We start from the raw sequence: 13,399 nt of genomic DNA on the forward strand, positions 1-13,399 counted from the left end.
GTCGCCGTGGGACGCTACGCCGAAACGTCGGTCCCCGTGCTTCGACAGGCTCAGCAACCGGTCGAAGGGGCCGACCCCCGAAGGAGGAGATCATGACCGGACGCATCATCATCGACCTGTTCACGACCGTCGACGGCGTCGCCCAGGCGCCGGGCGGCCCCGAGGAGGACACCAGCGACGGCTTCCGTTTCGGGGGCTGGCAGGCCACGCTGCCCAGCGAGGCGGTCATGCGCAGCGTGACCCAGGGCATGGAGACCCTCGACGCGCTGCTGCTCGGGCGCCGCACGTACGACATCTTCGCGGGCTACTGGCCGGAGCACACCACGGGCCCCGAGGGCTTCATCGGGCAGCTGTTCAATCGCGTGCCCAAGTACGTGGCGTCGCGCGACGCCGACATCGAACTCGACTGGGAGGGCAGCAGCCGGGTCGGCGCCGATCTTCCGGCCGAGATCGCGGCGCTGCGCGAGAAGCACCAGGACGTGCACGTGATCGGCAGCGTCGACTTCGTGCAGACCCTGCTCGCCGAGCAGCTCTACGACGAGCTGCAGCTGTGGGTGTATCCCATCGTGCTCGGCCAGGGCAAGAAGGTGTTCCCCGAGGGGGCGACCCCGCACAATCTGCGCCTCGTGCACGCCGAGTCGGGCGACGGCGGCACACTGCTGCTGCGCTACGCGCCGCTGCCCGGGGAGCCCACCACCGGCACGATGTGAGCCCGCGAGACCGCGTGTCGCATTCGTGACCGGAATATCGCGGATCCGTCTTTCCGGGAGTCGGTCGCGAAACTACAGTCATCCGTAACGCGTGGGGACGTTGACCCGAACACCCGCACTCTGGGGAGTGCGGGTGTTCCCATGTGCGGATCCGGTCGCAGGAATTTCCTCTTTCCTGAGAGAACCCTGTGACGATAGATTGCATCGACGCCTGGTTCTTCAGGCTCCGGCCGCGCCCGACGAAGGGCAACGGTCGCTGACCCGAGGGGGACCAGGATGTCTACAGGCGTGTCTGCACGTCGCGGCTGGAAGGGCGCACTCGTCGCGCTGCTTGCCGCGGCGCTGATGTTCACCGGAGTAGGGGCAGCTAATGCCGATCCGACGCCGGGAACTGGTGGGTCGATCGCGGGTGTCGTCACGAGCGACGTCGACGGATCCCCGATCGCAGGCGTGTACGTCGAGGCGCAGAACAATGACGCCTCCTCCCTCGCCGGGGCGACGACCGGCCCGGACGGCACCTATCGAATCGATGGATTGCGCGCGGGTGCGCATCGTGTGCATTTCCTGACCTATGGCACGCCGTACATCAGCGAGTACTGGAACAACTCGTCGAGCTACTTCGGCTCGACGACGGTGGACGTGCAGGAAGGCGCCGTCGTCGCCGGGATCGACGCGGGGCTCAGCGCCGGCGCCTCCATCAGCGGGGTCGTCACTCGGGAAGACGGCACGCCCGTCGCGAGTAGTCCTGTCTGGGCGAACGGCGCGAATGGGGGTTTCAGCAGCGGGTTCACCGACTCTTCGGGCGCTTACACGATTCCGGGCCTCGCAGCCGATTCCTACGTGGTCCAGTTCCAGGGGACCTGGGACGGGCTCGTCGGCGAGTACTGGAACAACGCGGCTGACTACTTCTCCGCGACCAGGGTCTCCGTGGCGGCCGGTGGCGCGGTCACCGGAATCGATGCCGTGCTCTCGGCGGGCGGATCCGTCCAGGGCATGGTCACGAAGGCCTCCGACGGCTCCGCCGTCACCAATGGCTGGGTCGCCGTCTTGGACGCGAACGGCAATACGGTCGCCCAGGCGGGTGTCTCCATCGATGGCACATATCGGATCGACGGGATCCGCCCGGGCGACTACAAGGTCAAGTTCTCGTCCAATGATTCGAGCCTGCTCCCGCAGTATTGGGCCGGCGCCGCGACAGCGGCCATGGCGACCTCAGTCACCGTCGCCGCCGGCCAGACGGTGAGCGGCATCGACGCGGCGCTGCAGGCACTTCCGTCGCAGATCAGCGGCACCGTGACGCGAGCATCCGATGGAACGCCGGTGGCGGGCATCTCGGTGAGCGCGAGCGGTACCGGCGGGTACTACTGGGCGACCACCGATGACACCGGCGCCTATCGGATCTCTGCCGCGCCGGGGCAGTACGCCGTCGAGTTCCGCGACAACTATCAGACGTTCGCCACCCAGTGGTGGAGTGGTGCCGCCAGTGCACAGGACGCGACGCCGATCACACTCCTCGAGGGCTCGCAGCTCACGGGCATCGATGCGAGCCTCGATGCGACCGTGGCGATCCGCGGTTCCGTGCTCCTCGACGGATCGACGGATCTGCGCGGTCATTCCTCGAGCATCGCTGTGATCGCCGAGTCGGACGGCCAGTTCGTCGGGATGAGCTATGTCCACCCCGACGGCACGTACGCCCTGTCGATCGGACCCGGCACCTACACGGTGCGCGTCGAGGGCACGGAGGGCTTCGCCTACGCGATCGCGCCGCAGTACTGCTCGCACTCGGTTTCCGAGGCGGGCGCGACCCCGGTCGTCGTCTCCGGCACCGGCGATGTCACGGGCATCGACTTCGACGTGTCCTCGCTCACTGCGGACGTCGCGCTGTCGTCGGGTACGGTCCATCCGGGCGATACGGTCCACGTGACTGCGTCTGGCTTCGCGCACGGTGAGCCCGTCGATATCGAACTGCATTCCGTACCCGTCCAGCTCGCATCGGTCACTGCCGGCGCCGACGGCACCATCGACGCGACCGTCACCATTCCGGCAGACGCGCCCGCCGGAGCGCACCGGATCGTGCTCAAGGGCCAGATGTCAACGCTGACAGGCGGTGCTGCGCTGACCATTCCGGGAGTTGCGGGGCCCGGCGGATCCGAAGGTCCCGGAACAGGCACCGGATCGGCCGGTACGGGAACGGACCCCTCGGGAGCGTCGTCGGGGTCCGGCGCTGCGCAGCTTCCGGCGACCGGCGCGGAGATCCCGGACGCCGCTCTGCTGCTCGGTGCCCTGCTGCTGCTCATCGGGGCCGCGCTCGTACGGATCCACCGTCGGCAGCAGGCCTGATCGGATCGACGCCTCGCGGGCGCCTCGCATGCTTCGGCGGCGGGGCGCCCGTGGTGCATCGACACGCACGACGACGTCCCCCGGAGCAGTACGTCGCCCCCGACCCCTTCGCCGGCACCATGGGGAGTTCTCCCCGTCGCGTCGATCCGGAAGGGTCAGTAGCCTCGAGAGCACAGGAGCTTCCGGGGGGAACCATGAGTGCGGAGAAAGTCGTCATCGACTACGACCTGCTGGACGGTGTGCGCACGTCGATCACGACGATCATCTCCGCATTGAAGGATGCGCCCGAGAACGCGCACGATGCGGCCGGCGCGATCGACCGTCCTTTCGAGCAGCCGCAGCTGCAGGCACTCGCCGGGGACTTCCGCGGTGAATGGGAGTCCCGCCGCGAAGATCTCATCACTTCTCTCGAGGACGTCTCCGGATACATCAGCGATGTCATCGATTCGTACTACGGACTGGACCGGTGGTTCTGATGGGTGGATCGGTCGAGGGCGGCACCGCGGGCGTCGCGGTCGGCACCGGGCAGGAGATCCGATCGATGGTCGGTGAGCCGGATGCCGTCCAGAAGGCGGGCCACGCGATGTCCGGCTACGGCCGGCTGATGACGGAGGTCGGTCAGCAGCTGCTGATGATCAAGGATTCCGAGATCGCGGAGTGGCGGATTACCGGCAAGGCCACGGACAAGCTGAGGTCGGGAGTGGCAGAGGCAGCACAGATGCTCGCCATCGCCAGCGCTCTCTACGCCCCCATCGGGCAGGCGCTGGAGATCTACGGGACCAAGACGAGCGACTATCAGACCGAGCTCAACAAACTGGCGCTCACCTGCCAGGAGCAGTGGCGTACGTATCAGCGGCTGCTCGCCGCGTACAAGTCGTCGACCGCACCGGCACCGGACGATCCCGACTACGACCAGAAGCAGCGAGAGCGCTCCAAGGCGGAGACCGAGGTGATGGATGCGTATGACGCATGGAGTCACAATGCGACGCTCTGGAACAACACCTACGTCAGTTGGTTCGCCCAGTACACCTCCGCGGTGACGAGCCTCTCGGATCCGCGACTGGAGGCCATCCGCAAGGGAGAGCTTCCGGAGGTCACGCCGCTCACTCTGTTCCCCAACGGTGATCCGGATCCGACGGATGTGGACCAGGGCAGTGTCGGCGACTGCTATCTGCTGTCGGTGCTCGCAGGGATCGCGAAGGGCGACCCGGACAAGATCAAGGATCTGATCACCGCCAACGCGGATGGCACCTACACGGTCCATTTCAAGGACGGCGACATCACGGTGCGCGTCGACCAGCTGCCCGACGACGGTCAGGCCGACTGGGTGCGCGTCATCGAGGGCGCATACCAGGTGCACGAGGGCAGTTTCGAGGAGTTCGACAACGGCGGCGACCCCGCGGCTGTGATGAAGGCCATCTACGGCGGGGATGCCGACTACAAGGACAACAAGAGCGGCATCTGGGACTGGCTGACCGGTGGTAACGACATCGACGACAGCGGCGGCCAGATCAAGGACGCCCTCTCGCACGGTCGTCCGGTCGTCGCGATCGCCTCGGACGGCGCGCTCGGCTTCGACGGAGGCGGTCACGCCCTCACCGTGACGCGGTCCTATGACAAGGACGGTGTGGCGATGGTTGAGATCCGCAATCCATGGGGCAGCAACAACGGGCACGAGGGGGCCATCCGCGACGCCGGCGGCACTCTGCACGACCCGGATGACGGCTATTTCACGATGTCGTTCGCGGACTTCGCGAAGGCTTTCACCGCCGTGGAGATCCAGAAGTGATGCGCGGGCCCATCGTTCGCACCGGCGTCGTCGTCATCGCCGCGAGCCTTCTGCTGACCGCGTGCAGCGCACATCCCGAGGAGGAAACCATGCGCACATCGTCCACGCCCTCGCCGTCCGCCGCGGCGGCGGATCCGAATCCGCAGGAGCCGGTTGCGGAGTTGCTCGCGGAAGCCGATCTCGTCGTGTTCGGAAAGGTCGATTCCGTCGACGTTGTCATCGATGCCGAGCATCCGCGTCCGCGCACGGCGCAGACCGCCACCGTGACGGTGGAGCAGGTGCTGAAGGGCGATGCACCCACGACGATCACGGTGACGAAGCCCGCCGGCACCTGGTACTTCCTCACCGATACGACCGAGGAGTCGTACGACGCCAAGTGGGCCGGGGTCTTCACCCTCAAGCGCGACGGTGAGGGCTACGTCTTGTTCGGCAACACCGGCGTGCAGGACGATGCCGGGGCTCTGCCGGCCTTCCAGCGCGTGCTCGCCGGGCAGCCCGAGCATGCGCCCGCGGCGACCGAGGCGCAGCTGAAGGACTGGACTGCCCGGGCCGACATCATCGTGTTCGCGACCGCCCGCGGCGCGTCCGACCACGTCACGCTGCGCATGCCACGGACCGACTTCTCGACATCCGCCACCCTCACCCCGATCGAGGTGCTGAAGGGAACGATGACCTCGCCGATGCAGGTCGTGCAGGGGCCTCAGCCGGAGACGGTCGGCGGTACGTGGGCGTTCCCCGTGACCGAGGCGGGCGAGGACGGGATCTACTTCATCGACACCTCCAGCGGCACGCCAACCGTGCTCAACACGACCAGGCCCAGCCAGATCAACGAGAACCGGATCCCGCGAGGCTGACGCCGTCAGCCGTCGAACCCGACCTCCGACGCGATCTCGAGGGATGTCACGGCGTCAGCCCCGCGAGCACTCGCTCCAGCACGACCGCGACGCCGTCTACGGCGTTCGAGGTGGTGACCTCGTCCGCGGCCGCGACTGCTTCGGGCTCGGCGTTCGCCATGGCGATGCCGCGGCCGGCCCAGCGCAGCATCTCCACGTCGTTCAGCGCGTCGCCGAACGCGAGCACCTCGGTGCGGTCGATGCCGAGCTCGGCGCACAGCAGCGCGAGCCCGGTGGCCTTGGTGACGCCCTCGGCCATGACCTCGACGAAGGGCGCGCCGGACAGCGTCGCCGCGAAGCCGGCCTGATCCAGGGTGGCCAGCTTGGCGAAGACCTGTGCCGGCGTCATCGAGCGGTGCCGGATCACGAGCTTGAGGCTCGGCGCCGCCAGCACGTCGGCGAGCGGCACGGCACCCATCGTGCGCGGGTCGCGCTTGTGGTCGCTGAGGGTCGCGACGGCGGCGTACCCGTCCTGCGCGACGAACACCTCGCCGCCCTCGCGCACGCTCGCGAACAGCAGATCCGGGACCCGCTCGCCGAGCTCCCGCGCGATCCGCTGCTGCACCGGCACCGCGATCTCGGATGCGAACAGCAGCTCGTGCGTGCCGAGGTGGATGCCGTACGCGCCGTTGCCGCACAGCGCCCAGCCCTCGAACCCCGCCTCCGCGGCGATCGCGCGCAGCCCGATCGGCTGGCGGGCGGTGACGGGCACGACGACGATGCCCGCGGCACGTGCGGCGTCGAGGGCGGCGCGAGTCCGGGCGCTGACGTGGCCCGCGGAGTCCAGCAGGGTCCCGTCGAGATCCGTCGCGATCAGGCGGATCCGGGATCCGGAAGCGGCCGACGTCGCCGTCGAGTCGCGCTCGGCCGGATCCGCGACGGTGCTCATCAGGCGAAGATCATCGGCAGGTCGTCGTCGTCCTCAGCGGCCCCCGCGAGCTCGAGGTCGACGACCACCGGCACGTGGTCGCTGGGCTGCTCGCCCTTGCGCTCGTTGCGGTGGATCGAGGCGCCCTTCACCGCGTCGCCGAACGCCGCGGATCCGAGCACGAAGTCGATCCGGATCCCCTCGTTGCGCGGGAACTTGAGCCGCTGGTAGTCCCAGTAGGTGTACCCCTCGGGCAGCAGCGGCCGCACCACGTCGTGCACGCCCGCCGACTCCAGGGCGAAGAACGCCGCGCGCTCCTCGGGGGAGACATGCGTGGACTTGCCGACGACGATGTCCGGATCCCCGTTGTCGTGGTCGAACGGGATGATGTTGAAGTCGCCGACGAGGGCGAGCGGGAGGACGGGCGAGGCCGCGAGCTCAGCCGCGGTCGCGGTGCGCAGCGCCTCCAGCCAGTGCAGCTTGTAGGCGAGGTGCGGGTCGTCGAGCGTGCGGCCGTTCGGCACGTACAGGCTCCACACGCGGACGCCGTTGACGATCGCGCCGATCGCCCGCGCCTCCTGCGGCGCGTCCGGGCCCTCGTGACCCTTGGCGAATCCGGGCATGCCGTCGAACGCGGTGCGCACGTCGGTCATCGGCTCGCGGCTGGCGATCGCGACGCCGTTCCACTGGTTCAGGCCGTGCACTTCGACGTGGTAGCCGGCCTCTTCGAACGGCGCGTACGGGAACTGCTCCGGCTTGCACTTGATCTCCTGCATCGCGAGCACGTCGATGTCCTCGCGCACGGCGAACTCGACGGTGCGGGCGACACGGGTGCGGATGGAGTTGACGTTCCAGGTGGCCAGGCGCATGGATCCAGCCTACGGGCGGGCGGGGACGTCGCCCGGCCCTGCCACGGATCCAGCACTGCGTTCAGGGAGCGATGTCTGCCGTGACTCGATGCGGAACCGGATCCGCGTCGCTCCCCGAACCCGGCAGGGCGTTCGGGAAGCGCAGGGATCCGGCCCGCGCCCGTTTGCGTTCCGTAGGGAACGGCTCCGGCCCGGCGACGGGCGGCGCAGGGTGGAGCCATGGTCATCGAACAGCGGTTCACGCCCTCGCAGCACGGGCATCCAACCGGCATGGCCCGCCGGGCCCGTCCGGCCTGGGGCTACCTGTCGCGCTCGGTCAGCCGGTACGGCGTCGTGTCGAGCGAACTCGTCATCTACTCGCCGGACGTCTCGGAGCGCGATCGGCGCTGGGCCGACGCCTCACGGTCCTACGGCGCTGTCGCCGCAGGCGTCGCGTTGCTCGCCTGGATCGGCTTCGCGGCGGCCGGCATCTCGCCGCTGGTCGCCATCGTGGTGATCGCGACGGTCGGGATCCTGGTGAGCGTGCTGCTCGCCCGTCGCACCCGCGCGGTGCGCCGGGGCGCGGCGCGGGTCTCCGCCTGCGGTTCCCTCCTGCTCGCCTACGGACCCGACCATGACGCCCAGCGCCGGCTCGACGCACTCGCCGAGACGATGCAGAACGCGAGCGCGTCCTACCGCGCGGGCGAGCTGGACCCGGACGGATTCGAGCAGATCTGGCGCGCGACGTACGCACACGCGGCGTCGTAACCCGAATGGGTCCGTTCAAAGCGCGCAAATGGCTGCATCCATGCCCTGGATGCAGCCATTTGCGCGCTTCGAAAGCGTTAGAGGGGTCAGACCCGGGCGGCCTGCTCGGCCTTCTTCTCGCGGCGCAGGCCGTGCAGCAGCGGCTCGGTGTAGCCGCTCGGCTGCGCGGCGCCCTCGGTGATCAGGCGACGGGCCGCGGTGAACGCGATGCCGGGCTGCTCACCCTCCGCGAAGGCGAGCGGCTCGTAGTTCTCGTCGCCCGCGTTCTGGGCGTCCACGACGACGGCGAGCCGGCGCAGGCTGTCGTCGACCTGCTCCTCGGTGATCACGCCGTGCTGCAGCCAGTTCGCCAGCAGCTGGCTCGAGATGCGCAGGGTGGCGCGGTCCTCCATGAGGCCCACGTCGTGGATGTCCGGCACCTTCGAGACGCCGATGCCCTGGTCGATCCAGCGCACGACGTAGCCGAGGATCGACTGCACGTTGTTGTCGACCTCGGTCGCGACGACCTCGGGCGTGAGCGCAGCGGGATCCGCGAGCGGCGGCACCAGCAGCCGGTCGAGCGCCTCGGCCGAGACCGGGGGCAGCGCCGCGCGCGCGGCGAACGCGTCGACCTGGTGGTAGTGCAGCGCGTGCAGCGTGGCGGCCGTGGGCGACGGCACCCACGCCGTCGACGCGCCGGCCAGCGGGTGCGCGATCTTCTTCTGCAGCATGTCGTGCATGAGGTCGGGCTCGGCCCACATGCCCTTGCCGATCTGGGCGTGGCCGGTCAGGCCGCTCGCGACGCCGATCGCGACGTTACGGTCCTCGTAGGCCTGCATGAACGGCTGCGCCTTGATCCCGGCCTTCGGCAGGAACGGGCCCGCGTGCAGCGAGGTGTGGATCTCGTCACCGGTGCGGTCCAGGAACCCGGTGTTGATGAACACGACGCGGTCGCTCGCGGCGGCGATCGAGGCGGCGAGGTTCGCCGAGGTGCGGCGCTCCTCGTCCATGATGCCGATCTTCATCGTGTTCGCGGGCAGGCCCAGCAGCTCCTCGACGCGGCCGAACAGCTCCGCCGCGAACGCGACCTCCTCGGGGCCGTGCATCTTCGGCTTCACGATGTACATGGATCCGGTGCGCGAGTTGGCGCCCTTGTTCGCGCCCTCGAGTTCGGGAAGGGATCCGAGCGCGGTCATGATCGCGTCGAGGATGCCCTCGAAGACCTCGTCGCCGTCGCGGTCGAGCACGGCGGGGGTTCGCATGAGGTGGCCCACGTTGCGGACGAACAGCACGGCACGGCCGGGCAGGGTCACTTCGCCGCCGCCGCCGTCGGCGGTGCGGTACACGCGGTCCGGGTTCAGCGTGCGCGTGAAGGTGCGGTCGCCCTTGGTCACCGTCTCGGAGAGGGTGCCGTCCATGAAGCCGCGCCAGTTGCGGTAGCCGAGCGCCTTGTCGTCCCCGTCGACGGCGGCGACGGAGTCCTCCAGGTCGAGGATCGCGGTGAGCGCCGACTCGAGGATGATGTCCTGCACGCCCGCGGCGTCGGTGCGGCCGATGGGGCCGGAACGGTCGACGAGGATCTCCGCGTGCAGGCCGTTCTGCACCAGGACCACCGTGTCGGGGGCATCGGCGTCGCCGGTGTAGCCGACGAAGCGGGCCGGATCCGCCAGGCGGCGGTCGCCCGAGTCGGTCGTCACGACGAGTCCGTCGGCGTCGACGAGGTAGGCGGTGGCGTCCCTGTGCGAGCCCTCGGCCAGCGGGGCGATCTCGTCGAGCAGCTCGCGGCCGAAGGAGACCACCGCGGCCGCGCGGGCGGGGTTGAACTCCTTGCCCGGGGCGAGCTCGCCAGTGCGCTCGATCGCGTCGGTGCCGTAGAGCGCGTCGTACAGCGAGCCCCAGCGGGCGTTCGCCGCGTTCAGGGCGAAGCGGGCGTTCAGCAGCGGGACGACGAGCTGCGGGCCGGCCATCGTGGCGATCTCGGGGTCGACGTTCTCCGTGGTGACGGCGACCTGCTCCGGCACCGGGACCAGGTAGCCGATCTCGGTGAGGAAGGCGCGGTAGGCGGCAGGATCCGGCTGACCCGGGTTCTGGCGGTGGAACTCGTCGATCTGCTGCTGCAGCTCATCGCGCCGGGCGAGCAGCGCGGCGTTGCGCGGCTCCAGGTCGTGGACGATCTCGTTCACGCCTGCCCAGAACGCCGTGGCGTCGCGGCCGGAATCGGCAAGCGACGCTTCAGCGAACTCGACGATCGGCGCGGCGACCGACAGGTCTGCGCGGGAGAGGTACGAGGTCATAGTTCCATTCCTTCTGTGCGGGCGCCGAGGCGCTTCAGGGTTTCCAGGGCGATCTCCGCGTCGAGCGCGGGCGGACCTCCGGCGATGCCGAGGCCGCCGACGTGGAGCTCGCCGAAGAAGATCGGCATGCCCCCGTCGATCGTGGTCATGGTGCCGCCCGTGCCGAGGGGCAGGGTCGCCGAGAGGGCCTCGGCGATCTGTCCGGTGCGGCGGCGGATCGAGGCGCTGCTCTTCGCCTTGCGCTGCGAGGTGTCGGCGCTGTGCGGCGTCGAGCCGTCGGCCATGCCGTAGGCGATGAGAGTCATCGACGGATCGGCGACGGCGGCCACTGTCGGCAGGCCGCGCTCGGCGCCGATCTCGAGGGCGAGCGCCACGGCGCGCGCGGCCGTCTCGTACGTGATCGTGACGGTCTGTCGGTGTGTGGACATCGGCGTCTCCTCGGCGTGATTTATCTCGATGTCGAGATTACCTCTCGACGCGAGATTACCACAATGTGAAGCTTAAGTTCCACATCTCGAAAGAAGGAGGCGGAAATTGGTATCCCATCTGGTTCGTTCAGCGAACGGCGGGGTCCGCCGTCCCGACCAGGATCCCGCGCGCCAGCACGTGGAAGTGCCGGTTGAAGCCGAGGTAGGCGGGCGTCTCGTCGCCGTCGAGGTCGATCTGCTCGATGTCCAGCGCATCGACCGTGATGACGTAGCGGTGCACGCCCGTGCCGGCGGGAGGGGCGGCGCCGATGTAGCGCTGCAGGCGGGCCTCGTTCGGCACCGTGATCGCCGGGGCGGGAAGGGATCCGGGTTCGCCGTCGCCGGCGCCCGCGGGCAGCGAGCGCACGTCGGCGGGGAGGTTCGCGACGGCCCAGTGCCAGAAGCCGGATCCGGTCGGGGCGTCGGGGTCGTAGATCGAGAGGGCGAAGCTCTTCGTACCTGCCGGCGGCTCGCCCCAGACCAGGCCGGGGGAGCGGTCGACCCCGCCGCGGGACGCGGACCACGCCCAGACCGGCAGCGGGCCGTCCGCGTCGAAGTCGGGGCTGGAGAGCTCCAGCGGAGGCACGGGCTTGAGCCGGGCGAGGGCGGCGTAGGTGTCGACGTCGAGCATGCGGAACCTCCAGTCACGGCCGCGCCGTCGCGTCGTTCGCGGCGCCGTGGCGGCCACGGCCCATCCTCGCACCGTCTTGCCGGACGCGACCAGCACGGATCCGGATCCGCCGGGAGCTCCTGAGGCCGGGGAGCGCCGCCCTAGACTTGTGCCGTGACGCTCAGCACCCCCGAACTCGAAGCCGACCGCCAGGCTCTCATCGCCCTGATCAAGGATGAGGCGGTGTTCCACGGAGACTTCACGCTGGCCAGTGGGAAGCAGGCCACCTACTACGTCGACATGCGCCGTCTCACGCTCGACCACCGCGCAGCGCCCGCGATCGGCCGCATCGTCCTCGACCTCATGCAGGGGCTCGACGGCATCGCCGCCGTCGGGGGCCTCACGCTGGGCGCGGACCCGATCGCCAACGCCGTGATGCACGAGTCGGTGCGCGCCGGATCCCCGGTCGACGCCTTCGTGGTGCGCAAGGAGCCCAAGGACCACGGCCGCGGGCGCCAGATCGAGGGCGCCGACGTCACGGGCAAGCGCGTCGTGGTGGTAGAAGACACCTCGACCACGGGTGGATCGCCGCTCAAGGCCGTCGAAGTGCTGCGCGCCGCGGGCGCCGAGCCGGTCGCCGTGATCTCGATCGTCGACCGCAAGACCGGCGCGCAGGCCGCGATCGAGGCCGCGGGCCTGCAGTGGCTCGCTGCGATCGACCTGGACGACCTCGGGCTCGACCCGCAGTGACCTTCGCCGCGACCTCGGCCGCGGCTCTCCGCGACGTCTGCACGACGTTGCGACGTCTGCACGATCGGATCCCGGATCCCGTCCTGCATCCGTCCCCGGATAGTGCATCCGTCCCCGACATCAGGAGCATCGCATGACCGGATCCGGATCCGCAGACCGCCGGGTCGCGCTCGCCGTCGACGTGGGCGGGACCAAGCTCGAGGCCGCCCTGGTGCGCGCCGACGGCACCGTCGTCGACGGCACGCGCAGCCGTCGCCCGACCGGCCCCGACGCAACCTTCGACTCGCTGCGCGCCGCGATCGGCGAGGTCGTCGCCTTCGCCCTCACCGGGCTGGGCGCGGATGACGAGCTGGTCGGCGCCGGCATCGGCAGCGCGGGCCCGGTGGACCGCGTGCAGGGCACGATCGTCCCGGTGAACATGCCCGGCGCGCACGGCTTCGGGTTGCGCAACGCCGTGCGCTCCGCCGCAGAGGAGGTGCACGGGACCGCGGTCGAGACCGTGCTCGCGCACGACGGCGGCTGCCTCGCGCTGGCCGAGTCGCGGTACGGCGCCACGCGCGGCGCCGCGGCGTCGCTGTCGATCGTGGTGTCGACCGGCGTCGGTGGAGGGTTCGTCGTGGACGGCCGCTACCTGCCCGGATCCTCGGGCAACGCCGGCCACCTCGGCCAGGTGCATGCGACACCCGAGCTCACCGTGGAGCAGGTCGCCTCCGGTCCTGCGAGCGTGGCCTGGGCCCGCACGCAGGGATGGTCGGGACAGCAGGGCGAGGATCTGGCCCGCGACGCGCAGGCGGGGGATGCGATCGCGCGCGCCGCGATCGAGCGCTCCGCCCGCACGGTAGGTGCGGCGCTCGCCGACGCCTCGACGCTCGTGGATCTGGAGGTCGTCGCGATCGGAGGCGGTTTCTCCCGCGTCGCCGACGACTACATCGACCTGGTCCGGGCGGCGCTCACCGAGAGCGCGCAGCACGACTACTCCCGCCGCACGCGCGTCGTGCGCTCCGGGCTCGGCGACGAGGGGCCGCTCATCGGCGCCGCGGCGCTCGTGCTGCGCGCATAGATCAAGGAAGGTTCCACTTCTGT

The 13,399-nt window shown here is 69.8% G+C and carries 13 protein-coding genes; 8 read left to right on the plus strand and 5 right to left on the minus strand.

From position 1 onward, the window contains the following. The first annotated feature begins 92 nt into the window (after positions 1-92). The 5 genes from AC1DMN_RS03480 to AC1DMN_RS03500 all read left to right on the plus strand — a co-directional run bounded on the left by AC1DMN_RS03480 (position 93) and on the right by AC1DMN_RS03500 (position 5,693). Positions 93-710 carry a dihydrofolate reductase family protein gene (locus AC1DMN_RS03480; protein WP_477230193.1) on the plus strand — a complete coding sequence of 206 codons (618 nt, stop codon included), beginning with the start codon at positions 93-95 and terminating at the stop codon, positions 708-710. Positions 711-998: 288 nt separating this feature from the next. Then, positions 999-3,050 carry a carboxypeptidase regulatory-like domain-containing protein gene (locus AC1DMN_RS03485; RefSeq protein ID WP_477230194.1) on the plus strand — a complete coding sequence of 684 codons (2,052 nt, stop codon included), beginning with the start codon at positions 999-1,001 and terminating at the stop codon, positions 3,048-3,050. A gap of 194 nt (positions 3,051-3,244) precedes the next feature. After that, complete coding sequence (locus AC1DMN_RS03490) at positions 3,245-3,526, plus strand: hypothetical protein (RefSeq protein ID WP_477230195.1); 282 nt, start codon at positions 3,245-3,247, stop codon at positions 3,524-3,526. Beyond that, entirely contained in the window at positions 3,526-4,839 is a 1,314-nt protein-coding gene (locus AC1DMN_RS03495; RefSeq protein ID WP_477230196.1) for a C2 family cysteine protease, read from the plus strand. Before AC1DMN_RS03490 ends, AC1DMN_RS03495 begins: the two co-directional genes overlap by 1 nt. Before the next feature lie 89 nt (positions 4,840-4,928). Next, positions 4,929-5,693, plus strand: coding sequence for a hypothetical protein (locus AC1DMN_RS03500; RefSeq protein ID WP_477230197.1), 765 nt, complete (start codon positions 4,929-4,931; stop codon positions 5,691-5,693). Between the two features lie 46 nt (positions 5,694-5,739). Here AC1DMN_RS03500 and AC1DMN_RS03505 read toward each other — a convergent pair whose 3' ends face one another. Both AC1DMN_RS03505 and AC1DMN_RS03510 read right to left on the minus strand, forming a co-directional pair. After that, positions 5,740-6,621 carry a Cof-type HAD-IIB family hydrolase gene (locus AC1DMN_RS03505; RefSeq protein ID WP_477230198.1) on the minus strand — a complete coding sequence of 294 codons (882 nt, stop codon included), beginning with the start codon at positions 6,619-6,621 and terminating at the stop codon, positions 5,740-5,742. Next, positions 6,621-7,469 (minus strand): exodeoxyribonuclease III, encoded by an 849-nt coding sequence (locus tag AC1DMN_RS03510; protein ID WP_477230199.1) that lies wholly within the window; start codon positions 7,467-7,469, stop codon positions 6,621-6,623. Before AC1DMN_RS03510 ends, AC1DMN_RS03505 begins: the two co-directional genes overlap by 1 nt. 219 nt (positions 7,470-7,688) lie before the next feature. Between AC1DMN_RS03510 and AC1DMN_RS03515 the strand changes: the two genes are divergently transcribed. Next, positions 7,689-8,216, plus strand: coding sequence for a DUF6611 family protein (locus AC1DMN_RS03515; RefSeq protein WP_477230200.1), 528 nt, complete (start codon positions 7,689-7,691; stop codon positions 8,214-8,216). 86 nt (positions 8,217-8,302) lie between these two features. On the opposite strand, the gene AC1DMN_RS03520 is transcribed toward AC1DMN_RS03515, so the two are convergent. The 3 genes from AC1DMN_RS03520 to AC1DMN_RS03530 all read right to left on the minus strand — a co-directional run bounded on the left by AC1DMN_RS03520 (position 8,303) and on the right by AC1DMN_RS03530 (position 11,587). Further along, positions 8,303-10,489, minus strand: coding sequence for a malate synthase G (locus AC1DMN_RS03520; protein WP_477230201.1), 2,187 nt, complete (start codon positions 10,487-10,489; stop codon positions 8,303-8,305). Continuing rightward, entirely contained in the window at positions 10,486-10,917 is a 432-nt protein-coding gene (locus tag AC1DMN_RS03525; RefSeq protein ID WP_441977959.1) for a GlcG/HbpS family heme-binding protein, read from the minus strand. Before AC1DMN_RS03525 ends, AC1DMN_RS03520 begins: the two co-directional genes overlap by 4 nt. 127 nt (positions 10,918-11,044) lie before the next feature. Beyond that, positions 11,045-11,587, minus strand: coding sequence for a YbhB/YbcL family Raf kinase inhibitor-like protein (locus AC1DMN_RS03530; protein WP_477230202.1), 543 nt, complete (start codon positions 11,585-11,587; stop codon positions 11,045-11,047). 153 nt (positions 11,588-11,740) lie between these two features. On the opposite strand from AC1DMN_RS03530, the gene pyrE reads away from it, so the two are divergent. Both pyrE and AC1DMN_RS03540 read left to right on the plus strand, forming a co-directional pair. After that, positions 11,741-12,316, plus strand: coding sequence for an orotate phosphoribosyltransferase (gene pyrE, locus AC1DMN_RS03535; RefSeq protein ID WP_233311770.1), 576 nt, complete (start codon positions 11,741-11,743; stop codon positions 12,314-12,316). Between the two features lie 133 nt (positions 12,317-12,449). Further along, positions 12,450-13,376: an ROK family protein gene (locus AC1DMN_RS03540; RefSeq protein WP_477230203.1), complete on the plus strand. Its 927-nt coding sequence runs from the start codon at positions 12,450-12,452 to the stop codon at positions 13,374-13,376. Positions 13,377-13,399: the final 23 nt, after the last annotated feature.

Source organism: Microbacterium sp. 01T413_2 (assembly GCF_056398985.1).